The sequence below is a fragment of the Streptomyces sp. NPDC004752 genome, assembly GCF_053601275.1.
The window spans coordinates 1-25,402 of sequence record NZ_JBSGBN010000075.1; the positions used below are offsets into that span (position 1 = coordinate 1).

Below are 25,402 nucleotides of genomic sequence, written 5' to 3' on the forward strand. Positions count from 1 at the left end.
ACCCCCCCCCGCCCGCCCCGCACGGGCCCGACCGACCCAGCGCGCGGAGCGCGCGCCCCAGCCCCGCAGGGAGCGCGGAGCGCGCCCGCCCCGCCCCTGCCGCGTAGCGGCAGCGCGACGCGTCGGCGGAGCCGCCCGCGCGCCCAAGACACCCGTTGTGCCCAGGGTCGCAGTGCGGCCGGCCACCGTCGCCCACCGCCCACCGCCCCGCCCCGCAAGGAGTCCTCATGTCTGCACGCCCGGAGCTCACCCACCCCGGAGACGACGCCATCGCGGCCGCCATGAGCCGCACCCTGACCGCCCTTTCCGCCGTGTTCCAGGCACTCGGAGACGGTGAGCACACGCTGAATCTCGTGGCTCAGCGGACCGACCACGCGTTCGTCACGGGCCGAACCGATCTCTCGATCGGCATGGAGCCGCTGCGCCTGGCCGTCCTGGACGAAGGCGAGTTCTGTGCCCTGCGCATGCTGCTGGTGTTCGCGCTGGAGGGCAGCACGATGCGCAGCGCCGTCCTGGTCGCCACCACGGCCGCCGAGCCCGACCCCCGCGCGTGCGGGTGGTCCGTGCGTGACGGGTGGCTGCACCCCATGGACACGGACGCCCTCCAGGCCGCCGTCATTCCGTGCCCCGACGTGGCCGCCATAGAGCGCCAGGTCTACCCCGCCCCCGTTCTCCTCCAGCTCCCCGACTCCGACACGGAGGCCCCGCATGCCTGAGCCCGAGCTACCCCGCCCCGACAACGCCGCCACGGCGTCCGCCATGGGCCGCGCCCTGCACGCGCTGACCGCGTTGTTCCCGGCCCTCGGCGAGGGGAGCCACGAACTCAGCATCAACGCCGAGCGGACGGACGGCACGGAGGTGAGCGCCGACCTGTACGTGTCCGTCGAGCCGGGTTCGGTGCGCGTGGATCACTCCGCTGAGGAGTACGTGCAGTTCTTCGTACTGCTGACGTTCGCCCTGGAGGACAGCACCGTGCGTGACGCCGTCCTGGTCGCCACGACCACCGACGCGGGCATACGCGCGTGCGGATGGGACGTCCGGGCCGGATGGCTGCACCCCATCGGCCCGGCCGAACTCCAGAAGACCGTCACGGCCCTCCCCGCAGACGACGCCGCGCCCTACGTGATCTGTCACGCCCCCGTACTGCACCGCCCCCACTAGGCCGCGAAGGAGCGCTCATGAGCGAGAAGCCCGCCGTCACGCCGGACGGCTACTGCACCAACACCAAGCCGGTCCCCGGCACCATCGAGCAGGTCAACGGCCACGCACTCGGCGGGAAGTTCTTCAAGATGCACGGCCGCCGCTACGCGAACTGTCCGTGTGGCCGCCGTCCCAGCGTGACCGACCGGGGCAACCTCCGCCGACACAAGCCGCCGAAGGAATAACCCCCGCAGACGCCGTCCACGCCCCTCCCCCGGTACGGGGGCGTGGACGGCCGCCCCGGCCAGCGCGCCACTGGCCGAACTGCCGCCCCGCGCCCGCACCCTCCCCCTTCGGCGAGCGCGGGGCGGCACGCCCCAGCCCATCCAGCCAAGTCCCGAGGAGTCGCAGCCCATGACCAGCCCGAGCCTGACCATCGACACGCCCGCCGGCCCCGTGCGCGCCACCGCCGGCCCCCGCGAGGACGACGCCGTCGTGTTCGAGCTGGGCGGGGCGATGCGCGGCAGCGTGCACGTCACCGGTACCACCGACCCCCACCGCTGGGACCAGTTCACCGCCGTACGCGCCTGTCTCGGCCCCGTGAACGCCTTCAAGACCACCGCCCCCGACGAGGACCTCCCACAGCTCGCACGCGGCCGCACCGGCTACCGGGGCAGCCTGACCCTCTACCGCGACAACACCGACCGCCCCGAGGTCTCGGTGCACCCGATACTGTCCGCCGCCGATCACCCGCCGTCGGAGAAGACGGAAGCGGTACTCACCGCCGTACTGCGCTGGTGCGCCGAGCACGTCGAGCAGCGCACCGACCTGCCCGCGATCCTGGAGGCCTCCCGGCAGCGCGACACCCCCGGGCTGCTGCGCTTCCTCACCTGGTCCGCCTCCTACCACCAGTCCGAAGCCGTCCGCCTGGAGCGCGAAGCCCGCGCCGCCCAACCCGCGCGCTGTGCCGCCGTGGCCGCCTGGTGGACCGTCGCACGCTGGTTCCTGGCTTCCCCGCACCCGGTGCTGCTGCTGATGCTGGCCGACCTCCCGTACTCGGTGTTGCCCAACTCGCTGGCCCGCACCGTCGACGTCCAGCAGTGGTGGGCCCCCTACTGCGTCGACGCGGCCGCGGAAGAGCGCGAGCGCGCCCGCCGAGCCCAGGGTGAGGCCGACTCCCTGCGTGCCCAGCAGCGCAGGCGCCCGCGCGGCCGCCGCCCGGCCCTGGTCGCCGCCCCCCTGAGAGACGGAGGAAAGCGCAGGTCAGGGGCGGGTTCACACCACCCCAGAAACACTATTATTGAAGTTGCGAGAGAGGGCGCCACTGGTCCTGCCCCGCCCCCTCTCGCACCCAGAACCGACCGAAGGAGCCGCAGTGACCAAGGAGTTCACATTCGCCGCGAACACCGGCTCGATCGGTCGCCGGGTGCTGGACCCCCAGGACCGCAGCACCTGCTACGGGGTCGTCTGGCACGACCCGAACGGCGTCTGCGCGTGGGTCGCCGAGTATCCCGGCAACCGCCCCGGCAGCGGCGGCGGCATCCCCGGCTTCACCAGCCGCACATGGGCCGCGCGCTTCCTCTACCGCTACAGCAAGCCCGAGGAATCCGGGCGCCCCTGACCCACCGCCCCGCCCACCCGACGAGGGAGATGTTCTGATCATGCGCTGGCTGATGAGCCTCGGTGAGCGACCCCGCCCCGACGCACCGACCTACGCCGAGGACCCCGCCCCCGACCAGGCGCGTGCCCTGGCCCTGGTCGACGACTTCGCCCACCTCTTCACCGTCCTGACGGAGTGGCGGCAGGAGTACGGCGAGGAGCTGACCGCGTGGGCCGTGCAGGTGGAGGCCGACGACGTCGAGAACCTCCCCGCGGAGCTCATCGAGCAGTGGGAATGGGAGGGCGCGCCGGTCCGCCTCGACACCGAACGGGGCGGCTACGTGAAGGTGTCCGACTACCGCGAGGTGCCCGTGCGCCCCGGTATCAGCGCCCGCACCACCACCGGCCTCCCCCTGTGGACCGCAGCCCCCTGACCCGTCCGGCAGGCCGCCCGCGCTGCTCACCCCCCTGGAAGGAGAAACCGTGTCCGTCGGACGCCACTTCGGCATGGTTATGAGCCGCTTGCCCCGCTGGACGTACGCGGCAACGGTCCTCGCCTCTGCGGACTGCCGGTTCGTGTGCTCGACCTGCTACACCAACTGCTGGGCCATCCACCGGCTTCATGGCGAGACCACGTGGATGTGCTCGCGGTGCACCGACCTCAAGGACAACGGCCTGACGCCCGGCCCCCGCAGCTTCCATACCCAGCCGCCCCGTCCGCTCCGGGTGGGTGAGCAGCTGCGCAGCCCGGAAGGCGTGTGGGAAGTCACCAGCTCCCAGCGCGTATGGACGTGGGACGGCCGCCCCCTCCAGCAGCAGGCCTGCGTGTATGTCGTCACCCGTGAAGACGGTCACGAGGAGGAGTGGCGGGGCCACGACATGGCCGACTTCCACCTGATCCCGGCCGAGTTCGAGCACATCACCCGGTCGCGCCGCAACGAGCTGGGCAGCGCGCTCACGGCCGCCGGCCTTTCCTGGGAGGAGCACGGACACCGGGCCACCCCACGGCGTCCGATGTACACCGTCACCGGCCGCCAGTGGTCCATCTGGCCCGTCCCCGGAATCGACTTCGATCCGTGGCAGCCCTCGAATCTGTGGCAGGCCGTCCGTGCCACCCCGCCCTACCAGAGCCCCGTCATGTCCGCCCGTGCCCTGGCCGACCACATCCGGGAGAGCCCCGCATGAGCGGCCAGCCGCGCCCGTGGCGCCCGGAGGACTTCGACGACCGGTGCGAGACGTGCGGCGCAGCCCCAGGCCAGCTGTGCCGCCCATGGTGCGACACCGGATACACCGCCGAGGACGCCCGCCGCGATGCCGAGATCCGCGACCAGGGCGCGAGGAGCCCCGCGCCGAGCACGCCCCCCAGCCATCCGAAGGAGTGAACAGAACGCTATGACACGCGAGTTGACCACACAGGAGCAGTTCGACGCGTTCGCCGAGGAAGTGGCGCGGGAGTTGGGCACGCACTGCCGTACGGCCGAACTCACCGACTACGGGCGCGGTTTGGGACGGCTCGTCATTGACGGAGACGGCCGCGCCCTGCGCTTGTGCCAGCCCGACGACCGCCGCCCCGACCGCCTGAAGATCCACGCCGCACTGCCGGACGAGACCAAGATGATCGCGCCGTCGATCGGAGTCACAGCCCGCAGCCCCCGCCACGTGGCACGCGAGATCACCCGACGGCTGTATCCCCTGCACGCCGAGGCCGCGCAGCAGGCCGCCGAACTCGCCGCACGGCAGGAGGCGGAGGAGAGCGCACGCCGCGCCGTCGCCGAAGCCGTGGCCGGCGCACTGCCCGGGGCCCGGATCGAGGAGCAGTACCGGCGCACCCGGGTCATCTGGCAGCACGACACCAGGCCGCCCGGCGAGCACGGCCCCGTCCAGGTCGACAGCGTCACCGTGCTCGTCGGCGCCTCCGGTGAGGGGGTGCAGGCCGAAGCGTCCGGGCGCCCCAGCTCCGTGATTTCCATGCTGGCCGCGTTCGCCCAGGCGGCACGGGAGTAAGAAGCGCAGGTCAGGGGTGGGTTCCCTCTCAGCCCAAAGACACTATTATTAGAAGTCGAGAGCGGTTGCCGCGCCCCGCCCGACCGGGCCGAAGGGCGCGGCCCTCACAACCGCACACCGAGGTGCTGTAGCTCAGTTGGTAGAGCGCGGATCTTATAAGTCCTGAGGTCGTGGGTTCGAGTCCCACCAGCACCACTCCAACACCGTTACCCACGACTGGAGTTGCGATGACCGACACCGAGGCTACCCGGTACCCCGAGACGCCCGCCGAGGTGGCGTCCGCCGTCCTGGACGCGATCGAGACCCGGCCCGACGCCTTCAACATGGACCACTGGGCATTTCTGCCCGGCATGATCAGCCTGGCCCCCGAGAAGGCTCCGGCGTGCGGCTCACTGTTGTGCGCGGCCGGATGGACGGCGCACCTGACCGGCTGGACGCTCGTGGCTCTGCCCGAGGACCAGCAGGCGGAGGTCACGGCCCTGGACGACGACGGCGACGAGTGCGACGAGCTCGCCCGCGTCTATGCGGAGCGAGGCGCCGAGCGCCGCCTGATCTGGGACGTTGCCGCCAAAGCCCTCGGCCTGAGGCGCAGCGAGACGTTCTGGTACACCGAGGCACCCATCGCGTTGAAGCGGCTGCGCGAGATCGCCGGACGCTGACCCGCCATCACTCGGCCGCCGCACCGGCGGCCCCAAGCCTGCGTAGCTCAGCGGTAGAGCGGCTCCACTTGTGGGTGGTCAGGGGTTCAAATCCCCTCGCAGGCACGCACCTACCTGACCGCCCCTGGAGGCCACGATGGCCGACACCGTCAGCATCCCGTCCGATGTCGCCGAGGCGTTCACCGACGCCTGGTGCAACAGCGCCATCACGTCCGACGTCGCCGCCAGCCTCGGATGCACCGAAGCCGACGCACTCGCCGACCTGCTGCGTGCCTTCGGTGCCGAGCAGGCCGCCGAGGAATGGGTCGACGCCCACGCCGAGGACGACGAGCCGAACGACCGCCACTTTCAGGGGACCGTGCCCCCAGAGGCTTCGCTCGCGGCCGACGGGATGCACTGGAGCCCCGCCCCTGCCGACACCCAGGACGAGCCCCTTCAGCCCGCCCACGAGAAAGGCGTGCACGTGACCCACACACCTCAGCCCTCCCAGTGCAGCCGGAACGAGCCCCACGCTGCTCGACCGTGCGCGGGAGACAGGACGCGCGCCGACCGCCAGACCACGTGCCGCGTTCTGCGGCGCGAAGTCGCCGGCACCATCGGCCTGCTCACCGACGAACACGACTTCCGTGCCATGCGGCACTACCGCACCTTCGCCTTCGCCGACTTCGCGACCTACCTGGCAGCGGTCGAAGACCTTCTCAGCAGCCGCGCGTCCCAGGGCGCCCACACCACGGTCGCCCTCTTCGACCCCGAGGAGTACGCCGACTTCTGCGCCGACGCCGGTCTCGACCCCGACAGCCCGACCAGCCGCGCCCGCTTCACCGCCGAACTCGCCACCATGGGCCCGGCCCTTCCGTACGACGGCCAGCCCCTGGCCGACCTGATCCCGGCCCTGGTCGACGAAGCCGTCCGCCAGGCCACTTGGGAGTACGCCTCCGCGCTTCTGGCCCGTCTCGGCGCCTGCACCTGCTGCGGCGAGGACATCGGCCGAACGGCCTTCGCCCGGTCCTCGGGCCTGCTGGCCCGCATCCTCAACACGGCCCGACCGGGCCACCGGCACCTGGTCTGCAGCGTCTCGGCGGCACCCGAAACCCTGGTCACCGTCCTTCACGCGGATACGGACCCGGACGGCGCGAGCCAGCTCGACGAGGCCGAGGCCCTCGAATTCACCACGGTCCTTGCCCTCGGTCTGGCGACCCGGAGCCCCGGCGGACTCGTCATGCGGACCACCACCCCGGGCGCCCCGGACCAGGTCTACGGCTGGCGACTGCGCAAGGGAGACTTCGAACCCCTCACCGCGGGCGAGATCTTCGACGCCTACTGCACGGACGCCGATTCCGGCGGCCTCGTCTCCCCGGAATCCGACGTCGACTACTGCGTGCCGCCGGACCTCGGGCATGAAGCCACGCCGTCGACCCACCGGCACTGAAAGGCCCCAGGCACACCGTAAACGAGCAGGTCAGATGAGGGTTCACGCCAACTCGACTCACACTATTATAGGAAGTGAGCCCGGGCCGTCGCCGCGCCGGTATCCCGCCTGCCAGGGCGACGGCCCGCCCCCTTCCCCCGAATCCAGTTCTCAGGAGCTTGCCGTGCAAGTGACCCCGATGCCGGTCATCGACTGGAACAGCAACAAGGCCTACCAGTGCCCGCAGTGCCGCCACGACACGGTCGCGAGCCCCTCCCGCTGGGAGGTGTACACCTGTTGCAACTGCGCCACCCGTTTCGCCCGCTTCCCCCGCCTGCAACGCTTCCTGCGTCACGTCGGCGTCACCTGCGAGTTCTGCACGGAGCGCCACCCCGTACTCGTCGACGGCGAACCCTTCGGGTTCCTGCGCCGCCGCCACAACGGCGTCGGGATGTACACGGAGCATCAGTTCGAGGCGTGGCTGTACGACAAGGACGAGTTCGCCGACCACCGCGACGGTGTGAACTACCGCAGCACCCGCGCCAGCCGCGCGGAGGCCATGGCCGACCTCGCCCACTGGCAAGCATGTTCGGCCCCATCGAGGACGACCTCAGCCCCGTCCTCGCCGTCGTCGCCGACGAGCAGTTCGACAAGTACGGACCGGACGTGACCGGGGAGCAGCGCGACGCGTTGCTTGACGGCACGCTGGAGGTCTACGGCGTCGGCGTCCTGCGCGCCTTCATCCCACCGCACCCCCGGCGCGGGCAGTTCCACGTCGACACCGCCACCTTCACCTGGGGCCTGATCGCCCCATCCGGCCTGGAGGGCATCTACACCAAGGCGGCACCGAAGTCCCTGGCCGCGTACGCGCCGCAGCCCTGACCTACCGCGCGCGGACGCGCGCACCTCGCCGTTTGCGCAGGTCAGGGGTGGGTTCACACCCTCCCAACTTACACTATTATTAGTAGTGAGCCGAGGGGGCGCCGTCACCTCCCCCACTTCATTCACCAGGTGACGGCCCCCTTCCCCCCTCCCAGCCCCAGGAGTTGCCATGCTTCGAACGCTGCGCCGCGCCCTGCGACCGGCACGTCTCCGAATTCCCGCCCGCCGGTTCGCCGCCGGGATCGCGGAACTGCCGCCCACCGCGCGCGAAGCGCTCGGCACCGACGTCACGGCTGGGGAGGCCATCGCCTACAACCGCGTCCGTGTCGCCACCGCGACCGCCGTCGCCCTCTACCGCAGCGGATACACGCTGCCGATGACCGACGACGACCTGGACGACGCGGTGCTCGCCCTGGACTTCCCCTACTCGGTCCCGAGCGCGGAGACCCGCGCGTCCATCCGCGCCGCCCTCGCCGTCCTGGACGCCGACTACACCGTCACCGTCACCCGCTGACCAGCCGACCGCCCCGGCCGTGGGCCGCCCCGACCAGGGCTGCCCACACGGAAGGAGCCCGGTGTTCCTCGTCGTACCCGACCCCGCTCACGGACTCGTTGCCGCCCCGCAGTCCTCCGACGACCTCACACCCCTCACCGAACAGTCGCTGGCCGCCCAGGGGTTCGCCTGGAACGACGAGATCGAGGCGTACACCCGCCAGGCCGACCACGACCCCGCGGCCGTGGACGGCACCGCCGGCATGCTGCGCGAGCTGGGCCACTACGTGTTCTCCGCCTACAGGCCGCTGCCCAGGAGGTGACCGCCGCCCGGCCGGCCTCCGCCGCCACTTCCCGCCCCTTGCGCAGATGGAGTTCCGCCATGCCCCGACGCCGCACCCAGCCGCAGCAGCCCGTCCGGTACGCCGCCGCCGAGCACGACGGACGCCACCAGGTCGTGGACCAGCTCCACGGGTACGCGCTCAGCAGCCACGCCACCCGTGCGGCCGCCGAGGACGCGGTGCGCGAGCTGACCGCCAGCCCGACGGCCGCGATCGAAGCCGTCGAGGAGCTCGACGCCGCCCAGAGGGGCCCGGCCGCCACCGAGCGCCGTGTCCTGCGCCGGTACGGGTACGCATGGAGCCTGCGCCAGGACGAAATGCTGTCCCTGCGCGGCGAGTTCAGCCATGACCGGCTGGAGACCCTGATCTCCAGCGGCCATCTGGCCATGGTGTTCAGCCCCGCCGGTCAGCCGTACTACACCACGCCCGAGCGGTACGCCCAGCTGTCGCCCCGCGGGATACGCGACGGCGACGAGTCGTTCCCGGCCGCCGATGTCGCCCGCCTCGAACGCCCCCGCCCGGCCCTGGAGTTGCTGCCCGCGCGCAAGCGGTACGAGCCGTGTGAGCTGCACGGGATCGCTCTGTGGCGGTGCCTGATCTGCGGGCCGCGCGAGCGCTTCGAGTGCCAGTGGGGAGAGTGCACCGCCAACCGCGTCACGGCCTACTGCGAGCGCTGCGTACGCATGGACCCCCGGCGGACCTTCCCGCTTCCGCCCCGCCGAGCGCACGACTGGCCGTAAAACCGCAGGTCAGGGGTGGGTTCACCTCACCCCAAAAGACACTATTATTGATGTTGTTGGTCCTGCGGAACACCCCGTACGGCGGGGCCACCACCCCGCCGTACGGGCCCCCTCACCGCCACGCCACGGAAAGGACACCGGCGATGAAACACGAGGAACTGGCCGCGCTGCTGGCCGAGCCGACCACGCCCCTGATGCGCGCCGCGCTCCGCGGTCTTCCGCCCAAGACCCTGGAGACGCTGGCCACCGTCGCCGACCAGGTGGCGGAGCGGGGATGGCGGCAGGTCGTCGCCGACCGGGTCCGGGCCTTCGCCGACGAGCAGCCGGGCGACGGACCGCAGGCCGTGACCGCGTACTTCACGACGACGGAGCAGCGGGCGGGCAGCGGGATGTCCGTGGGCTGGAGCCCGTTCATCGCGGCTCTCGCGCCCACCGAGGAGATGCCGGACCTCCGGCACACCGAGACCACGGCGCGCATGGTGCCGGTCGACGAAGCGGCGAGGGCCGAGGAGGACTTCGCGGACCCGAAGCTGTCCGAAGCGCTCCACCGGCTCGCGGCACTCGACCCGCCCGAGCACACGGACGTTCTGCGCGTCCACCTGCCGACCTCCCGCGTCACCCGCGTGAAGCCCTGACCGCCCATGCCTGCGGGCGTCCCTGCGCAGGGGCGCCCGCGCGGAGGTGCACCGTGCCCGTTCCGATCCTCTGCCACGTCTGCCATGGCGGCCGCTATCAGCCCGAGAGCCCGGGCACCTACCGGTGCCGCTCCTGCGGCAGCCCGGCGACGGAGTCGACGTTCACCGTCCCGAGTGACGAACGGCTCGTCGTGCTCGCGGGAGTACTCCAGGTCCTCACCGTGCCCAACGGCCACCAGGTGATCGCCCCCGACCGGCGCTGCTACGCCCCGCACCTGGGTGCCAGCCTGAGTCTCGCGCTGCGGGTCAACCGGACGCACCCGGTGTTCCGGCAGGCCGAGGACATCGGCACCGCCGAGGACCTGCTGTCCGTCCTGGACGCCGACGAGCGGGGCCCCTGGGTGCTGTCTCCCATCCAACTGGAGGTCCTCACCCGGGCCATGGACGTCCGCAACGCGCTGCTGCCGTCGGCGTCCCGTCAGTACCCGGACTTCGACGCGGAGATCCGGGCCGCGCGCACACGCAGCCGGCACCCGCGTGCCACGTGAGGCCCCGCCTTCCCGACCGCCGCCACCGCGCCCGTCCGCTCCGGCCGGCCGCACCCGCGTCGCCGCACGCCGAACCGGCCCCTGAGCCAGGGAGGTTGAACCATGTCCGTGTCCCACTCCGTGTACGCCGTCTACGGCGTTGTGGTCGCGCCGCCCCGGGAGCGGGAAGCGCTGGATGAGTCGCTGGCAGCCCAGGCACACCGCCCTGCCAGCAGGAACCTTGCCGACGTGCGCGTGCAGTTGTTCACGGTCGGCGACGACGAGCACGTCGTTCTCGGAGCAGGCTACGAGCAGCTCGGACCCAACACGTACCGGGCAGTGCCCTCTCTCCCGGTCGGCGCCGGGTGGGACGACGCCTTGCTTGAGCAGGCGAGGAACCTGGGGCTCACAGTCTGGTCCGGTCCGTGCTGGCACGTCGTGCACGACCTGAGCTGAAGCCGGGACTAGTCGGCCGAGACCGCCGTACGGAGCACCGCAGGCACCCCCAAGGATCAGCGTTTATGCAGGTGAGAGGGCATCTAGCCCTCACCCAAAAACACACTATTATTTTATTCGAAGGGAGGGGGCGACACCCCAACCGCCCCAATTCGCCGAACAGGCAAGGAGAAGGAGAGCCCCATGGCCACCGCCGTCTCGACCCAGCCCACCGAACCCGTCACGCACGAGGAGGAAGACGCGCCGCAGATCGTCCTGCTCGACCCGGCGCAGGTGGTGCGTGACGAGCAGAACGCCCGCAAAACCGACACCGAACCGGACGAGGAGCTGATCGCCTCCGTCAAGGAGATCGGTGTCGAGGAGACCATCAGTGTCCGGCCCCGGCCCGACGGCACGTACGGCGCTTTCAAGGGCTGGCGGCGCGCGCAGGCGCAGCAGGCCGCCAACGCTACCGCCGAACAGGACGGCCGCCCGGTACGCAGGATCAAGGCGCACGTGCGGGAAGACCTGGTCGGCCGCGACGGCTGGACCCGGTTTCTGTCCCTGGTCGAGAACAAGCACCGCGAGGGGATGAGCGAGCGCGACATCCTGAAGTCGCAGGAGCTGTCCCTGATCGACATGAGCGACGTCGAGCGACGCCAGGCCACCAAGGCCCTCGGCGTCAGCCGCAACGCCGCCAAGCAGGCCAAGGCGGCGCAGAAGCTCGACGACGCCACCCTTCGCCGGGCAACGGCCGGAGGCATGGACCTGGAGCAGACCGCCCAGCTCGCCGAGGTCGAGCACGTGCCCGGCGCGGAACGCCGTCTGCTGCAAGCGCTGAAGCGCGACCACGAGGAGGGCAACGGCGGGCGCGGCCACTGGGACCAGGAGATGGCGCTGCTCAAGGCCGAGCAGGACGACGCCGACGCCCGGACCAAGGCCGAGGAAGACCTCAAGACGGCGGGCATCCCGTTGCTGCGGCGGCCGGGGTGGGGGGAGAAGGACCTGTCCAAGCCGCTGGCCGAGCTGACCACCGGGCTGGGCAATCCGCTCACCGAGGACAACCACAGGAACTGCCCCGGCCACAGCGCCCGGCTCGACGACGAGCACCAGCCCGTGTGGCACTGCTCCGACCCGGCCGCGCACGGTCACAAGGTCCGCCCGCAGCCGAAGAAGCCCAGGACGGAGGAGGACGAGGCCAGGGCGGAGGAGCGCCGCAAGGTCATCGCCTGCAACCGGGCCTGGAAGGCCGCCGCCGGTCCCCGTCAGGACTTCGTCGCCCGCCTCGTGCGCCAGAAGACCCTGCCGGATGCGGCCCGCGTCTTCGCGCAGGAGGTCGTGCTCACCCTCCCGTACTTCTACAGCTCCTGGACCGACAAGCACGAGTCCGAGACCGTCGCCCGCTTCCTGGGCATCAAGGAGCCCGAGCACGCGGACCTGGCGGAGACGGCGGTGCAGCTGCCCAAGGCACGCGTCGTCAACGCGTTGTTCGCGCACGTCGCCGCTGCCTGCGAGTACGACATCCGCGAGCCCAAGACGTGGTCGAACCTCACCGTGCGGCAGGCCCGCTACCTGCTGCTCCTCGAAGCGCTCGGCCAGGACGACAACGGCAGCTACCGGCTGTCCGAAGTCGAGGACGAGGCGGTCGCCCGGCACCGGCCCGACACCGCCGCCTGACCGAACCTCCCCGCAAGCCCCGGCCGGGCACGCCCGTGCCCGGCCGGGTTCCCCACCCCGCGTCACAGAGAGGCGAACCAGCATGACCACCATGGACGAAGTCCTCGACTTCATCGGCCAACTGCCGGACGCAATCAAGGTCTCGAAGGTCCAGGAGGCCTCCGCGCGGCGGCTCCGCGCGATCGACAAGGAAGCGTTCGCGGGCCTCGTGGCCGGACGCCGGGCCCGCATCAACGACTCGCTGCGCCCGGCCCTGCTGCGCGGTCTCACCGGCACCGTGCAGGAGCGCAACCGCACCGGCAGCCGGGCGGGCTTCCTACTGGACGAGGAGTCCACCCGCATCCTGCGCCGCGACCCGCGCAACGGCCAGCCGGGCAGGCCCAAGTACCGCATCCCCGAGGACATGACGCGCTTCCGGATCCCGGGCAGCGGTATCCCCGTCGCCTGCCTGGACGAGATCGAGGACGACTGACCGGGTCTGACGGCGCCGCCCCGCCAACGGGGCGGCGCCCGCCCTCCGCCGATCAACCGGCCGGGCCCCTCCAAGCCCGGCCCGCACGTGAAAGGCCCGTCATGACCGCCCAGCAGCAGGCCCCGTCCCCCGACCCGGACGGCGAGGCCCCCGACCGCCCCCTGACTCTCGCCGTGCTGCGCCACCTGGTCCGCAAGGACTGGAAGGACTTGCCCGGAGACACGCTCGTCGTGCTGTCCCGGGACACCGAGGGCAATCTCTACTCGCCGTTCTCCACCTACAGCTTCGCCCGGTACGCGCCGACCCACAGCGATCTCGTCGGCGACGTCTTCCCGATGCCGGAGGAGCTCAAGGCAGACCCGTCCCTGCGCGAGCTGTACGCGGACGGCATCCCCGACACCGCTCTCCCCGCGCTGGTGCTCTACCCGCTCGGCTGAGCGAACGCCTGCGGGCGGGGCGGACCGGCCGCCCCGCCCGCACGCCGCCAACTGCCTCCTTCCCAAGGCCTCTTCCTGGCCACGGTCCTCACGAAAGCGACGTGTCACCGCTATGTCCGCCCCACCACAAGCCCCCCGGGAAGGACCGCAGGCCCCGGTGCTGGTCATCAGCGACAGCCCCGACAACGATCCGGTCGGCCTGCGGACGAACCCGGTCCCCCGCCTGCACCTGCCATCGCCCCTTTTCAGCGCCGAGGAGTACCAGCGCGCTCCGCTCGTGCTCCTGGACGACCGCAGCTACACCGACTTCACGCTCCGCCACGTGCCGCACCGCCGAGGCCTGATCGTCGTCCTGGTCGACCCCGACGACGGCACCATCTACCCCCGGGCCGCCGCCATCGGCGCCGAGGCCGTCCTCCGGGCCGGAGACAACCTCAACTGGCTGCACCTGCGCATGCACGACGCCACCGGCTGCCGCTACGCCCACTGGGAAGGGCTCCTGGCCGGCGGCCCCGCCGACCCTCCCCCACCGGCCAGCAGCTGACATCCGGCAGCACGAGCCCCCGTGGCACGCTCCCGCGATCCGAAGGAACTCACCCCATGCACGCGATACCCCAACGCTGTGCCCACCGGCCGCTGGCGGGCGGGCTGGTGGTGCCGTACGTGACCCTGATCCACGACGGCCACGCGGCTTTCGGTGTCCTCGACGCCGACAAGACCATCAATGCCTTCCGGCAGCGCCTGTGCCAGATCTGCGAACACCCGCTGGACGAACGGTGCTTCCTGCTGGTGCGCCCGGCCGACGTCCTCAAGGGCTGCTCCCCGGAACCGGCGCTGCACCCCGAGTGCCTGCCGTACACCGCCGACCACTGCCCGATGCTCAACGGCACCGCCACGCACTACCGCCGCAGCCCGGTGCTGGCCAGCCACCCGGCCGGACGGCCGTGCTCAGATCCGTCCTGCCTCTGCGTGTCGCGCACCACGGACGAGGGTCACGCCGCCCGCAGCGGCAGCCCCGCTGACCGGTACGAGGCCTGGATGATCCACACCCGGAACTACCAGTTGGTCTCGCTGCCCGAGCGGCCCGATGTGCCCTCCGGCATCAGCCTCGACGTGCCTGTCCTGCGCAAACGCGTGCTACGCACCGCGACTCTCACCCCCGAACAGCAACACCTGATGGACCTCTTCAACGGCCTCATGAACGGGGCCTGATCGCCCCGTTCCGCACGGAAGGAAACCGCCATGCTGATCAAACCGGACCCGGCCACGCTCGCAGGCGAGGCCATCATCGACCTGGCCGACCTGATGGACGGCCTCCAGGAGCGCACCGGCGAGTGGCCGGGTGCGGACACCGTCGACATCGTCGAAGGGTGGCTGAGCCGCTTCAGCTTCGCCGTCACCGACGACCTCACCACGCAGTCCTCCGGCCGGGCATGGGTGCTGCGTCAGTGGGACCGGCACAGCGATGACGTGACCCTCTGGTCCGACGAGGCTTCCGCCCTGGCCGCGCTCGCGCAGGAGGTGCGCAGTTCCTGGGACGACGTGGCGGGCACCGACGGTGTCCCGTACCGGCCTCCCGCCGACGACCAGACGGCCGTGGACCTCTACTACGGGCCGGAGAACAACCGCGGCGACGCGGGTTACACGCTGTACCCCGCCGACATCTCCCGTCACGTGCGCACGCCGCTCAGCCTCAGCCTCTCGGACGCCGAGGCCTGCGCGGCGGCGAACAGCTCGGCGGTCTTCCACCCGCAGGAGAACCCCGACGACGAAGGCCTGCCCTGCATCGAGATCGCGGGCATCCTCGTGTTCGCCTACCTCGACGCCGACCGCGGAGCCGTACGGGTCTCCGTTCATCTGGACACCACCGACGAGCAGTTGGTCCGGGCCGACGGCACGGTCCCGTTGCAGGTGGAGATCGAGGACGCCACGGTGTTCGACAACCTCACCCCGCCGCCGGCCCCGGCGCAGCCGACCGGGTGGAAGGCCCGCTTCCGGCGTCTCACCCGCCGTACCGCACTCCCCGGCGGCGGGAAGTGCCGACAGGGGGGGTTGACCCTCCCTGAGAAACACTATTATTTGATGTAGGAGGTGTTCGCATGGCCCCGTCCGTCACGCACGTGACCGGCACCGTCGCCGGTGGCGTGGAAGTCCGCTTCACCCAAGACGGCATTGCTGTCTGCCGGTTCCGCCTCACCGAGACCCCCACGCAGTGGGATGCCGCCGCGCAGAAGTGGCGTGACCTGGACCCGATTCCCTACATCTGCACCGCCTGGCGGAACCTGGCCAAAAACGCCGCCGAATCGCTCGTCGACGGGGTCAACGTCCTGGTCAAGGGGCGCATTACCGGGGTCAAGGACGACTCCATCTACCTGAGCGTCGACGACCTCGGCATCAGCCTGCGCAGGCGCATCGCCTACACCGAGACCAGCCTGCCCAGCCCGATCGCCGCCCGCCCGGTCACCGCTCCCCCGGCTCCGCAGCCTGCTGCCACGTCCCAACCGGCCACCGGGCCGGGCGGCCCGCCCGCCTGGTGGGAGCACAAGCGGGCCGCCAACTGGTCCTAGCCCGGCCCCTCCACCCCAACCGCCGACGGCACTCCCCTTCCCGTCGGCCGCTGGTAACTCCCCCTTCGCCCGCCCCCCGGCGCGGTACCGGTTCGCCTGCCGGTGCCGCGCCCTGCCCGAAAGGCCGGCCATCCATGCCCGCACGCGCCCTGTCCGAACGAGCCGCACGCGCCGCGCTCGCCGCCCACTTCGCCCCCGGCCAACTCGCCGCCGAACTCGCCGAGTACACCCCGGCCGAGGTGTGGGACCGGCGCGTCCGCGACGACGGCAGCAGGCTCCTTTCCTCCTACCGGCCGCGCGAGGAACTCGCCCAAGCAGAGCTGACCTGCTCGTTCGTCATCCCTTCGGACAAGGAGTGGCCCACCGCCCTCGCCGACCTGGGGCCTGCGTGCCCGCTGGGCCTGTGGGTCCGCGGCCGCGAGCAACTGCCGCGGCTGACCGGCACGGCCGTCGTCGTGACCGGCAACCGGGTCCCCACCGAGCTCGCCGTCACCCGCGCGCACGACTTCGCCACCGCCCTCGCCGAGGCCGATCACACGGTCACCGCCACGCTCGCCTACGGCGTCGACTCCACCGCCCACCAGGCGGCCGCCGAGGCGGGCCGGGCGTCCCTCGCTGTCCTGCCGCGCGGCCTGGACGGCGCCCACCCTCACGCGCACGCCTCGCTGCTGCGCTCCGTCCTCGACGGCGGCGGCGCGGCGGTCAGTCTCTACCGGCCCGGCACCGCAGCCAGCGGCGCAACGCTCAAGGCCAGCGCCGTCGTGCTGGCCGCACTCGCCCGGGCGGTGATCCTCGTCGAGGCCCTGGACCACGTCGTAGCGATGTACGCGGCCGAGACGGCCGTCGACCTCCACCGGCCCCTGCTCGCCGCGCCCGCCACCGGCGATGTCCGCTCCAGCGGCAACGCCCGCCTGCTCGACGGGCAGCTCGCCGTGAACAGCCCGGACCCCCGTCTCGCGCTCGCTCTGCCCCACGCGCGTGTGGCCCGCGCCGGCGACGTCGCGGACGGCGACCTGCTCCTGGCCGCGGTCGGGGAGCAGGGAGCCGACTACTTCAACACCCCCTACATCGCCCACCCCGAGCCTTTCGACCCGTCGTGCGGCTGCGGCGTGTGCTGCCTCGTCACGGAGCCCAGCGAGGTGGTGGTGCTGTCCCAGGGCGATCCCTGGGAGTCCTGCGATCCGTGGCCCGCCGACGACCTCCTGCTCATCGTCTCCGCCCAGCGGCTGACCGACCGGCCCCTCGAGGAGTGAGAGCCGCCATGTCCCGTACGACTTACACGCCGCCACTGCCCGGCCTCACCGCCGACGACAACCTGGACACCGTCATCAACTGGGGTGCCGGCGCCGACAGCACGGCCTACATCACCAAGATGCTCACCGCCCCGGACGCCCACGGGATCAACCTCGATCGCACCGCCGTCCTCTACATGGCCACCGGCAGCGAGTGGCCCGAAACCCGGCTCCTGGCCGACGAGTTCATGATCCCGCTCCTGCGCGAGAACGGCGTGCGCTTCGTCCAGCTGGCGCGCAACGGGCACCTCCAGTCCGACGGGTTCACGATCCTGGACGACTCCCGCCAGCCCGAGCAGCTCTTCGCACGCGGGCCGTGGACGCTGTGGGACGACCAGGAATCCGTCGGCACGGTGCCCCAGGTGGCCGGCACCCGCAAATGCTCCCTGTGGGCGAAGGGCGATGTCGGGGACTGGTGGCTCAAGCAGGTCTTCGGCGGCCGCCCATTCCGGCAGATCATGGGCTTCAACGCCGACGAGGAAGGCCGCCGCTTCAGCGACCAGATCACCTCGAAGATGCCCGGACGCACCGGCGAGTTCCCGCTGATCGACTGGGGCTGGCACCGGCAGCAGTGCGAGGCCTACCTGCTGAAGCGGTTCGGCGTGCTCTGGCCGAAGTCGTACTGCACCTTCTGCTGCTTCTCCGCCTCCATGGGCGCGCTGCCCGCCCACATGGAGCGCATGCGCTCCCACCCGGACATCGCTGGCAAGGTGCTGCGCCTGGAGTACACGGCGATGAGCCTCAACCCGAACGCCAAGCTCTACGGGCGCAAGAGCCTCCTGGAGCTCTTCGACCCGACCCAGCCCCGGGACCGGGCGTGCCTGGAGGCGTTCGAGCGCGAGCTCGACATGCCGTGGGCGCTGTACCACGTGCGCCGCCTGTTCCTGCTGTCCGAGGACGGCAGGCGGCGCCCGGTGAAGCGCTCCACCGAGCGCGTCGACCTCGGCCGCCCACACCAGCTCGCCAGGCGTCTCATCTCCATCTCCGAGCGGCACGGCGTCGATGTCGAGCACGACCCGGTCTTCGGGCGTGCCCGGGCGTGGGTCCGCCCCCGCGCCGAGGGCTGGCCGATGGCGGAGGAACTCTTCGCCACCGCCCCCGCCCGCGTGATCAACAAGCAGGACAAGAACTTCGAGGAGTCCTGGGACGCCCTCGTCTCGGGCTCCGCCGCCCAACTCCCCCTCGCCTGAACCGCCCTCACCGCCCCCTCGGAAGGACTTCCCGTGCGCGCAGCCATGCCCTCAGCCCCTGCTCCTCCTCCGCTTCTCCGCCGTGTTGTACCTGGCCACGCCTTCCGGAGCTGACGTACGGGCCGCCATGCAGGCCGGACTCCTGGCCTGCATGACGACCCCCGCCCAGGGCAACGTGATCCCGCCCGGCGCCCTGTACGCCTGCGACAACGGCAAGTTCGGCAAGGGATGGCCCGGCGAGCAGGCCTGGTTCGCGTGGCTGGGGGCGACCGTCGACCGCTACGGCCCTGACCGCTGTCTATGGGCCGTCGCCCCCGACGTCCCGATGGACGCCGCGGCCACCCTCGCCGAGTCGATGCCCTGGCTGGAGCCCATACGCGCCCTGGGCATCCCGGCCGCGTTCGCCGCCCAGGACGGCAGCGAACACGGCCTCATCCCCTGGGACTCGATCGACGTCCTGTTCCTCGCCGGCAGCACCGAGTGGAAGACCTCACCGGCCGCCCACCGCCTGGCACTTGAGGCCCGGGAGCGCGGCCTGGCCGTCCACATGGGCCGCGTCAACTCCCGCCGGCGGCTGCGCATCGCGCAGGCCTTCGGCTGCACCAGCTGCGACGGCACCTACCTCGCCTTCGGGCCCGACACCAACCTCCCCCGCCTCCTGGCCTGGATGAACGAACTCCACACCACCCCAACGCTGTTCGGAGACGAAACATGACGACCCGCCTGCGCCATATCGGCGCCGCGATCATGGGCATCCTCGACCCCATTCCCTCCACCTCGCCCTCCCCCATGACCGAGGAGGAAGGCGCCTGGGTCCGCGCACACGCCTGGACCAAGGGACTGCGCAAGATCGACGACGCCTACCCCCGCGGCTTCCACCGCTGGTGCTCCTGCGAGCGCGGCATCTGCCCCGGCTGCGCCTCCGGGCACCACGACCGGTGCGTCAGCGCCGACGGCCCCCGCGTCGACGAGCACGCCGACACTGTCACCGACGCCCAAGGGTTCGTCGTCGCCGTGATCCGGTACGGACCGGGCCAGCGGCCCTGCCGGTGGCTCTGCCCCTGCCCTCACTCGGCGGACGTCGAAGAGACCGCCGACACCGGCGGCCCCGGGAAACCCACCGCCGCCCGACGGGCCGTGCCCACATCCGGGCCTGCTCCGGACGCCGAGGACCAGCTCACGCTCTTCGCCGACGCCCCGCAGGAGCCCGGGGACGGGGAGGCACCGTGAGGTCCCCGGTCCAGGAGACCCTGCCGTTCGAGGACCTGCCGGAGGTACCGACCGCGTCACCCTGGTGCCAGCGGTGGCGCGAACGGAGGCACTCCTGGGCTCATGTCCGAGACGGAGGCTTCGACGCTCGCCGCTACACCGTGGACGTCATCCCCGACGAGGAGCCCGCCAAGGGGTTCGTGCTCGCACACCATTACTCCGGCTCGTACCCGGCGGTGACGGCGCAGTTCGGCCTGTACGACTTCGTCGACGGCGAGCGGCGGCTCTGTGGTGTGGCCGTGTTCGGGGTGCCGGTGAGCACCGCCGTCCTCACCAAGCCACTGCCCGAGCTCCGGCCTTCTGCGCACGCGCTCAACGCGTTGACTCACTCGTACTGCTCGCCGATGGAGCGCTCAGTGAGTCGACCATGCTGAAGGTAGGTTGACCGACTGGCTCACAGCGGGACAGCGCGCCGAACATGTCAGAGATGGGGGCTCCTAGCATGTTGTGGTGCTGGATGTCCCGAGATTCCCCTTTCCAAGAGTCTGTCCCGGCAGTGCACGTACTGTTCCGGTGTGGTCATGCTGGCGCCGATGCACGCGGAGATCGTGCGCGTCCCGGTGAGCGATGAGCTCGCCTACTGGACGGTCCTGGCTGGGCCCACCCTGGCCGTGGTCGGCGATATCGACGATCACCTTCGTCACCTGCGATTCGGCCGGGCACGCGAGGAGTCGACGACCAAGACTTACGCCAGCCACCTGAAGCGGCTTCATGTCTGGTGTGACGAGCGCGGACTCTCCAGGAGCGAAGCGGCTTTGCGGCTGTCGACGTACGTGATGCACCTGCGGACCACACCCCGGGCGACCAGTGGCCGCGGGTACGGACGGCTGCCGGAGGAGTCGACACTCGCGCCGGCTCTGGCCGCGATCCACGGGTTCTACCTGCACCTGGCCGACCTCGGGCGCGTCGAGGCCGCGGCCGTCGACGCGCTGTTCACAACCGTCCCGGCTCTGGGCTGCGGCGGAACCGTTGTGGTCAGGCCGCGTATCCGCGTGGACGCGCGGCCCAGTCACGCCACGGCGCGGCGGCCGGCAGCGACGCACGAGGAGTTCACCGGTGTGCTGCGGGCGGCAGAGACAGCGCGGGACCGGTGCATGGTGGCGATCATGGCCTGCTGCGCGCTGCGGGTGGGGCAGCTGGTGTCGCTCAGGCGCGAGGACATTCACTTCGTCCCGGCGGGCCGAACGGTGCCGGGGTGCTCCTACATCCAGGGTCCGCACCTGCACCTGCGCAAGCGGGGCGGTCATCCGAAGGGCGCGGCCAACAAGAACCGCAGAACCGTCATCCTGCCCGTGCCCAGCCCGGTGGAGATGCTCTACGCCGACTGGCTGCGGGAGCGGATCGGTATCCGGCGAGCGGCCGACAGCCTGTGGGCCTTCGTCACCTTCCCCGGCCCTACCGGCGATCCAGGCGGCGAAGCACTCAGTGCCCGGCGGGTCCAGGACCTGCTGGCCGACCTCTCCGCCCAGGCCGGCCTGCGGCACCTCCACCCGCACATGCTCCGGCACACCTTCGGCGAGACGGCCGCTGACCTCGACATCGCCCGAGACGTCCTCCAGCGCCTGCTCGGCCACAGCGACGTCGCCAGCCAGGACGTCTACCGCACGGTCGGCGACGCGAAGATCGTGATCGCCGCCAACGCCGTCTCCGACCAGTTCTTCGGACCGTCATGACCTCACCAGCCTCCAACCCGCTCCCCAGTGCTCCGGTGCCCGAGCCGGACTGGCCGTACCTGGTCGAGCACGGACTGGATCGCGAGACCCTTGAACTGCACTTCCCGCTCGGCGCCGACTGGCACACCCTGCGCGCGTGCGCCCACCCCGCTTGCGACCGCCCCGCGGACAAGCACCCCTGGCTGTGCTGGCAGTGCTGCACGGCGTGGCGGAAGGCCGGCTCGCCCGGCGACGTCGCGTCCTGGTGCGCTGCCGCTCCCGCGCCTCCCGCGCGCCGAGTGTACGGCGAGAAGCGGTGCGCGGTCGGCTGCCCGCGGCCGGCGGAAGCGAGCGGACTGTGCAAGAGCTGCGTTAGTGCCCGCAAGGCGACGGGATTATCGGTGGAGGAGTACCTGGCCACCGGCCCGGTTCCGCGTCCGGGCCTGGGCGAGTGCGTCGTACGGGTGTGCTCGCGCTGGGCGGTGCAGAAAGGCAGGCGGTTGTGCTTGCCGCACCAGCGGCAGTGGGCCGATGCGGGCAGGCCCGACCTGCCCCGGTGGGCGCTGACGGCTCCGGCGGTCTACACCACGATGGGCCTCGTCCCCCTGGGCGACCTCGGCGAGACGCTGCGCATCCAGGTCCTGCGCGGCTACGAGACCCAGCTGCGGCAGGGCGGCCGCATCAGCCCCACGCAGGTCAAGGCCGCCATCCGCTGGCTGGTGGACCACTCGGTGACCGATCTGCTCACGGCCGACCTCCCGGCCAAGGGCCAGAGCACGACCTTCCTTCGTCTGTGGCAGCGGTCCGTACCCCTTCTGGATGCCGACCGCGAGTCGGAGCACCGGCGCGTGGTGATCCGACTCAACGTCCTCAATCCCCGCTACGCCGGTCGTATCGTCGACCTCAGCGACGTGCACGCCCCCTGGCTGCTGCGCGCCGTTCAGGAGCACATCCTGCTGCTGTCCTCGTCCGGTGCCTCCACGGCGCGGTTGCAGTCCGCCGGCTACGCGGCTCGCTGGTTCGCGATGTTCCTGCGCACGCTGCCGGGCGAGGGACGCCAGCCGGCGAAGGTCGGACGAGCGGGCATGACGATGTACCTGAGGTGGCTGGCCGCCCGCGCCCGCGACACCGGTGACTACGAGTCCCTCGCCGCCGACGACCCCCGGCGCGAGGTGATCGCCGAGCGTCTGCTGCCGTCGCTGGCCGGTGCTGGCCCGCTGCTGGTGACCCCGCAGCGGCACTGGGGCCTGGTGCACACCCTGCGCGCCATCCTCGATCAGAGCCGGTCGGCGCTGGCCGAGGCCGGCGCCGCCGAGGTGCACCTGCTGGCCCAGGAGGTCCCGCCGTTCCCGGAACGCGACGACACCGACAGCGAACTGGAGGGCCGCTCCCAGGACGCCCTGCCGGAGACGGTGTTCCTTCAGCTGATGGCCGAGGAGAACCTCGCGCTGCTCCAGGACGACACGCCCCGTGACTTCGTCGAACTGTCCCTGCGGGTTGGCCGGCGCCCGTGGGAGGTCCGGCACCTGGAGTTCGACTGCGTCCAGTGGCACGACGTCGACATCGAGGCGCCCGACGGCAGCGTGCAACGCCGCCGCTACCCGCTCCTCGTCTACTGGATGCAGAAGGTACGCCGACGCCACAAGCTGCCGCTGCACCTCACAGACGTCGAGGTGATCACCCGGCAGCAGGACCACCTGCGCCGGGAGTTCCCGCAGTGGTTCGACACCGACGGGCAGCCGCTCTCGCCGCGGCTGCTGCTGTTCCCCACACCGCGGCTGACCCGCGCCAACAAGTTCGGGGAACGCCCCTACGACAGCAGCACCAGCGGGTACTGGCTGGACGTGTGGATGGACCGCATCCCCCAGCTGCTCGACGAACACGACCAGGACTTCGACCGCTCCCGTGTCTTCCCCTACGCCTTCCGGCACACCTACGCCCAGCTGCGCGCCGACGCTGGCGTGCCGCTGGAGATCCTCCAGGTCCTGATGGCTCATCTGGAGCCGTCCACGACGCAGATCTACTACCGGGTCTCGCATCCGCGCCGGGTGGAGGCCGTCCGCGCCATCGCCGCCAAGTACCAGTTCGACATCTCCGGCGGCCGGCTCCGCGCCCGCGGCCCGGCCGACGAGCTCGCCGACCGCGCCCGTGCCGGCGTGGGCCAGGTGCCGGTCCCCGGCGGGACCTGCCACGAGATGAACAACGTCCGCGCGGACGGACACGGCTGCCCGGTGTACTACCGGTGCTTCTCCTGCAAGTTCTTCACCACCGACTTCACCCAGCTCCCCGAACTGCGCCAGCTCCGCGACAGCAAGGCCGAGCAGCTCGTCCGTCTGGAGGCCGCCTACGGCAGCCTGCTCGTGCCGGGGCCGCTGAGCCGGGCGAACACGGAGCTTCTGCGCCAGGAGCTCGTCCAGATCGACGAGCTCATCAGCAAGTGTGAGACCGACCTCGGCTCGCTGACCGAGGAGGACAAGGCCACGGTCGAGGCGTGGCTCCACAGCCGGGACCGGTTCCTCACCGTGATCCCCGGCGCCGCCGTCCTGGCGGGCCGCCAGCAGCTGGCCCAGCCGACCGTCGACCCGATCCTGCTGACTGGGAAAGCAAGGTGACCGGCGGCCTCAGCCCGCAGGGGCAGAAGCCGAAGGGCCTGGCTCCCGAGCGCGCGACCGTCCTGGACGCGGGCCGGCAAGCCGCCGCGGCTCGCCGCCGTGCAGACAGCGAGGCGTGCCGACAGCGCGTGCTGGACGTCATCGCCGGTATGCGCAAGACCCGCAAGGCGCTCTCCGACGCGGAGATCACCCGGCGCGCCGCGGTCAATCCCCAGTACTTGCAACGGCACCGAGACCTCAAGGCCGAAGCGGAAGCCGTCCGCGCGCACCTCGCCGACGACCGGCCACGGGCCGCGGCCGCCGCAGCGGCCCGCCAGGACGCGGGCCTGGCGGTGGAGAACCGCATGCTGCTCGAACAGAACACAGCCTTGCGCCGGGACCTCGAAGCGGCGAGAACCGAGCTGCGCGCCGTCCGCGTACGCGACCTCGCTGCCAGCGTGCTGGGCGACCTCGCGTCGACACCGGGCCGGGACGCGGAAGTCGAGGCTCTGCGCGGAGAACGGGACCAGGCCCTGGCTGCGATGCGGCGCGCGGACACGGAACTGCTGGCACTGCGCAACGTCATTCAACGCCTCATGGTGGAGAACACCCGGCTGCTCCGGAACAAGCATCAGCCGCCCGGCGATAGTTGATTCGGGCCTGGTTCGGGGTTCACGGCAGTCCCGCTCTCGGTCATTGACCGCCATCCCATCGCCTCCCATCCCAAGGTCTGCGAGTGGGGGTCTCCACGATCCCCATAAAGATCATCGAAGAGGCTCGGCGCTGGGGACGTGCGGCCGGGGCTCGCGACTCCTGCTGATCGCCGGTCGAGTGGGCCGCCAGGTCATCACCCGGAGGTCTGGGCAGGATGATCCGGGGACGCGGTGGCTACACATCAGGAGTGCCGGGGCGGAACTCGTAGAAGTACGCACCACTCCCGCCGCCCACGATCAGGCCGGAACCGTCGGATGTCCAGGCGCAGGCGGACAGCTGCCCTGCGGTGCGCGTCATAGTGAGAGCCTGCTCTGATGTTCGGTCCCAGATCACCACCGTCGCCTCTCCGGCCGTGGCGAGCCAGGTGCCATCCGGCGCGATCGCCACCGACTTCACCGCGCCGGTGTGTCCGGTGAGGGTGGCGGTCCGGGTCCACTTGCCGCTGGCCCGATCCCAGATCACCACCGTCGCCTCTCCGGCCGTGGCGAGCCAGGTGCCATCCGGCGCGATCGCCACCGCACTCGCCGGGTCGGTACGTACGTTGCCGATCACCACGGCCATACTCGAGGCGGTGTGTCTGTCGGCGATCGCCACCGACTTCACCGCGCCGGTGTGTCCGGTGAGGGTGGCGGTCCGGGTCCACTTGCCGCTGGCCCGATCCCAGATCACCACCGTCGCC

Annotated in this window: 34 protein-coding genes and 2 tRNA genes; 35 read left to right on the forward strand and 1 reads right to left on the reverse strand. The window is 71.3% G+C overall.

The window, feature by feature from the left end:
• Positions 1-227 precede the first annotated feature (227 nt).
• From ACWEKM_RS27790 to ACWEKM_RS27960, 35 genes are all read left to right on the forward strand, one after another.
• Positions 228-716: a hypothetical protein gene (locus ACWEKM_RS27790; RefSeq protein WP_451623978.1), complete on the forward strand. Its 489-nt coding sequence runs from the start codon at positions 228-230 to the stop codon at positions 714-716.
• The gene (locus ACWEKM_RS27795) at positions 709-1,161 is read left to right on the forward strand and encodes a hypothetical protein (RefSeq protein ID WP_451623979.1); all 453 of its coding nucleotides are present in this window, start codon (positions 709-711) and stop codon (positions 1,159-1,161) included. Before ACWEKM_RS27790 ends, ACWEKM_RS27795 begins: the two co-directional genes overlap by 8 nt.
• A 17-nt stretch (positions 1,162-1,178) precedes the next feature.
• A complete protein-coding gene (locus ACWEKM_RS27800; protein WP_128380259.1) occupies positions 1,179-1,385 on the forward strand; it encodes a hypothetical protein in 207 nt (68 codons plus the stop codon).
• A 169-nt stretch (positions 1,386-1,554) separates the two neighbouring features.
• Positions 1,555-2,799 (forward strand): hypothetical protein, encoded by a 1,245-nt coding sequence (locus ACWEKM_RS27805; RefSeq protein ID WP_451623980.1) that lies wholly within the window; start codon positions 1,555-1,557, stop codon positions 2,797-2,799.
• Positions 2,800-2,801: 2 nt separating this feature from the next.
• Positions 2,802-3,173: a hypothetical protein gene (locus tag ACWEKM_RS27810; protein ID WP_451623981.1), complete on the forward strand. Its 372-nt coding sequence runs from the start codon at positions 2,802-2,804 to the stop codon at positions 3,171-3,173.
• Between the two features lie 49 nt (positions 3,174-3,222).
• The gene (locus tag ACWEKM_RS27815; protein ID WP_451623982.1) at positions 3,223-3,924 is read left to right on the forward strand and encodes a hypothetical protein; all 702 of its coding nucleotides are present in this window, start codon (positions 3,223-3,225) and stop codon (positions 3,922-3,924) included.
• On the forward strand, positions 3,921-4,121 hold the full coding sequence (locus ACWEKM_RS27820) for a hypothetical protein (RefSeq protein ID WP_451623983.1): 201 nt from the start codon (positions 3,921-3,923) through the stop codon (positions 4,119-4,121). Before ACWEKM_RS27815 ends, ACWEKM_RS27820 begins: the two co-directional genes overlap by 4 nt.
• 10 nt (positions 4,122-4,131) lie before the next feature.
• Positions 4,132-4,743: a hypothetical protein gene (locus ACWEKM_RS27825; protein ID WP_451623984.1), complete on the forward strand. Its 612-nt coding sequence runs from the start codon at positions 4,132-4,134 to the stop codon at positions 4,741-4,743.
• A gap of 121 nt (positions 4,744-4,864) precedes the next feature.
• Positions 4,865-4,938, forward strand: a tRNA-Ile gene (locus ACWEKM_RS27830).
• Positions 4,939-4,970: 32 nt separating this feature from the next.
• The gene (locus ACWEKM_RS27835; RefSeq protein ID WP_451623985.1) at positions 4,971-5,402 is read left to right on the forward strand and encodes a hypothetical protein; all 432 of its coding nucleotides are present in this window, start codon (positions 4,971-4,973) and stop codon (positions 5,400-5,402) included.
• Positions 5,403-5,438: 36 nt separating this feature from the next.
• Positions 5,439-5,507, forward strand: a tRNA-OTHER gene (locus tag ACWEKM_RS27840).
• Positions 5,508-5,793: 286 nt separating this feature from the next.
• On the forward strand, positions 5,794-6,831 hold the full coding sequence (locus ACWEKM_RS27845) for a hypothetical protein (protein WP_451624029.1): 1,038 nt from the start codon (positions 5,794-5,796) through the stop codon (positions 6,829-6,831).
• A gap of 163 nt (positions 6,832-6,994) precedes the next feature.
• On the forward strand, positions 6,995-7,480 hold the full coding sequence (locus ACWEKM_RS27850) for a hypothetical protein (RefSeq protein ID WP_451623986.1): 486 nt from the start codon (positions 6,995-6,997) through the stop codon (positions 7,478-7,480).
• The gene (locus ACWEKM_RS27855) at positions 7,396-7,692 is read left to right on the forward strand and encodes a hypothetical protein (RefSeq protein ID WP_451623987.1); all 297 of its coding nucleotides are present in this window, start codon (positions 7,396-7,398) and stop codon (positions 7,690-7,692) included. The genes ACWEKM_RS27850 and ACWEKM_RS27855 overlap by 85 nt, the downstream gene beginning before the upstream one ends.
• 169 nt (positions 7,693-7,861) lie before the next feature.
• On the forward strand, positions 7,862-8,206 hold the full coding sequence (locus ACWEKM_RS27860) for a hypothetical protein (protein WP_451623988.1): 345 nt from the start codon (positions 7,862-7,864) through the stop codon (positions 8,204-8,206).
• Between the two features lie 61 nt (positions 8,207-8,267).
• Positions 8,268-8,507 (forward strand): hypothetical protein, encoded by a 240-nt coding sequence (locus ACWEKM_RS27865; RefSeq protein ID WP_128380269.1) that lies wholly within the window; start codon positions 8,268-8,270, stop codon positions 8,505-8,507.
• A 59-nt stretch (positions 8,508-8,566) separates the two neighbouring features.
• Positions 8,567-9,265 (forward strand): hypothetical protein, encoded by a 699-nt coding sequence (locus tag ACWEKM_RS27870; RefSeq protein ID WP_451623989.1) that lies wholly within the window; start codon positions 8,567-8,569, stop codon positions 9,263-9,265.
• A gap of 143 nt (positions 9,266-9,408) precedes the next feature.
• Entirely contained in the window at positions 9,409-9,900 is a 492-nt protein-coding gene (locus tag ACWEKM_RS27875) for a hypothetical protein (RefSeq protein WP_451623990.1), read from the forward strand.
• A gap of 53 nt (positions 9,901-9,953) precedes the next feature.
• A complete protein-coding gene (locus ACWEKM_RS27880) occupies positions 9,954-10,448 on the forward strand; it encodes a hypothetical protein (RefSeq protein WP_451623991.1) in 495 nt (164 codons plus the stop codon).
• Positions 10,449-10,550: 102 nt separating this feature from the next.
• A complete protein-coding gene (locus tag ACWEKM_RS27885) occupies positions 10,551-10,883 on the forward strand; it encodes a hypothetical protein (RefSeq protein ID WP_451623992.1) in 333 nt (110 codons plus the stop codon).
• A 183-nt stretch (positions 10,884-11,066) separates the two neighbouring features.
• Positions 11,067-12,539 carry a ParB/RepB/Spo0J family partition protein gene (locus ACWEKM_RS27890; protein WP_451623993.1) on the forward strand — a complete coding sequence of 491 codons (1,473 nt, stop codon included), beginning with the start codon at positions 11,067-11,069 and terminating at the stop codon, positions 12,537-12,539.
• 82 nt (positions 12,540-12,621) lie between these two features.
• On the forward strand, positions 12,622-13,011 hold the full coding sequence (locus tag ACWEKM_RS27895) for a hypothetical protein (protein WP_128380275.1): 390 nt from the start codon (positions 12,622-12,624) through the stop codon (positions 13,009-13,011).
• Between the two features lie 101 nt (positions 13,012-13,112).
• Positions 13,113-13,448: a hypothetical protein gene (locus tag ACWEKM_RS27900; RefSeq protein ID WP_451623994.1), complete on the forward strand. Its 336-nt coding sequence runs from the start codon at positions 13,113-13,115 to the stop codon at positions 13,446-13,448.
• 157 nt (positions 13,449-13,605) lie between these two features.
• Positions 13,606-13,992, forward strand: coding sequence for a hypothetical protein (locus tag ACWEKM_RS27905; RefSeq protein WP_451623995.1), 387 nt, complete (start codon positions 13,606-13,608; stop codon positions 13,990-13,992).
• 56 nt (positions 13,993-14,048) lie between these two features.
• A complete protein-coding gene (locus ACWEKM_RS27910; protein ID WP_451623996.1) occupies positions 14,049-14,660 on the forward strand; it encodes a cell envelope biogenesis protein OmpA in 612 nt (203 codons plus the stop codon).
• 30 nt (positions 14,661-14,690) lie between these two features.
• Positions 14,691-15,536, forward strand: coding sequence for a hypothetical protein (locus ACWEKM_RS27915; RefSeq protein WP_451623997.1), 846 nt, complete (start codon positions 14,691-14,693; stop codon positions 15,534-15,536).
• An 11-nt stretch (positions 15,537-15,547) separates the two neighbouring features.
• Positions 15,548-16,015, forward strand: a complete 468-nt coding sequence (locus ACWEKM_RS27920) for a single-stranded DNA-binding protein (protein WP_451623998.1) — start codon at positions 15,548-15,550, stop codon at positions 16,013-16,015.
• Between the two features lie 134 nt (positions 16,016-16,149).
• Positions 16,150-17,268 (forward strand): DNA-processing protein DprA, encoded by a 1,119-nt coding sequence (locus tag ACWEKM_RS27925; RefSeq protein WP_451623999.1) that lies wholly within the window; start codon positions 16,150-16,152, stop codon positions 17,266-17,268.
• An 8-nt stretch (positions 17,269-17,276) separates the two neighbouring features.
• Positions 17,277-18,497, forward strand: coding sequence for a hypothetical protein (locus ACWEKM_RS27930; RefSeq protein WP_451624000.1), 1,221 nt, complete (start codon positions 17,277-17,279; stop codon positions 18,495-18,497).
• 151 nt (positions 18,498-18,648) lie between these two features.
• On the forward strand, positions 18,649-19,212 hold the full coding sequence (locus ACWEKM_RS27935; protein ID WP_451624001.1) for a hypothetical protein: 564 nt from the start codon (positions 18,649-18,651) through the stop codon (positions 19,210-19,212).
• Positions 19,209-19,727: a DUF6248 family natural product biosynthesis protein gene (locus ACWEKM_RS27940; RefSeq protein WP_451624002.1), complete on the forward strand. Its 519-nt coding sequence runs from the start codon at positions 19,209-19,211 to the stop codon at positions 19,725-19,727. The genes ACWEKM_RS27935 and ACWEKM_RS27940 overlap by 4 nt, the downstream gene beginning before the upstream one ends.
• Positions 19,724-20,140, forward strand: coding sequence for a Mom family adenine methylcarbamoylation protein (locus ACWEKM_RS27945; RefSeq protein ID WP_451624003.1), 417 nt, complete (start codon positions 19,724-19,726; stop codon positions 20,138-20,140). The genes ACWEKM_RS27940 and ACWEKM_RS27945 overlap by 4 nt, the downstream gene beginning before the upstream one ends.
• A gap of 147 nt (positions 20,141-20,287) precedes the next feature.
• Positions 20,288-21,439, forward strand: coding sequence for a tyrosine-type recombinase/integrase (locus ACWEKM_RS27950; RefSeq protein ID WP_451624004.1), 1,152 nt, complete (start codon positions 20,288-20,290; stop codon positions 21,437-21,439).
• Entirely contained in the window at positions 21,436-24,030 is a 2,595-nt protein-coding gene (locus ACWEKM_RS27955) for a hypothetical protein (protein ID WP_451624005.1), read from the forward strand. Before ACWEKM_RS27950 ends, ACWEKM_RS27955 begins: the two co-directional genes overlap by 4 nt.
• Positions 24,027-24,662 (forward strand): hypothetical protein, encoded by a 636-nt coding sequence (locus tag ACWEKM_RS27960; protein ID WP_451624006.1) that lies wholly within the window; start codon positions 24,027-24,029, stop codon positions 24,660-24,662. Before ACWEKM_RS27955 ends, ACWEKM_RS27960 begins: the two co-directional genes overlap by 4 nt.
• Positions 24,663-24,897: 235 nt before the next feature.
• Here the strand turns inward: ACWEKM_RS27960 and ACWEKM_RS27965 are convergent.
• Positions 24,898-25,402 (reverse strand): WD40 repeat domain-containing protein (locus ACWEKM_RS27965; RefSeq protein WP_451624007.1); only part of this gene is annotated, 505 nt, incomplete at its 5' end.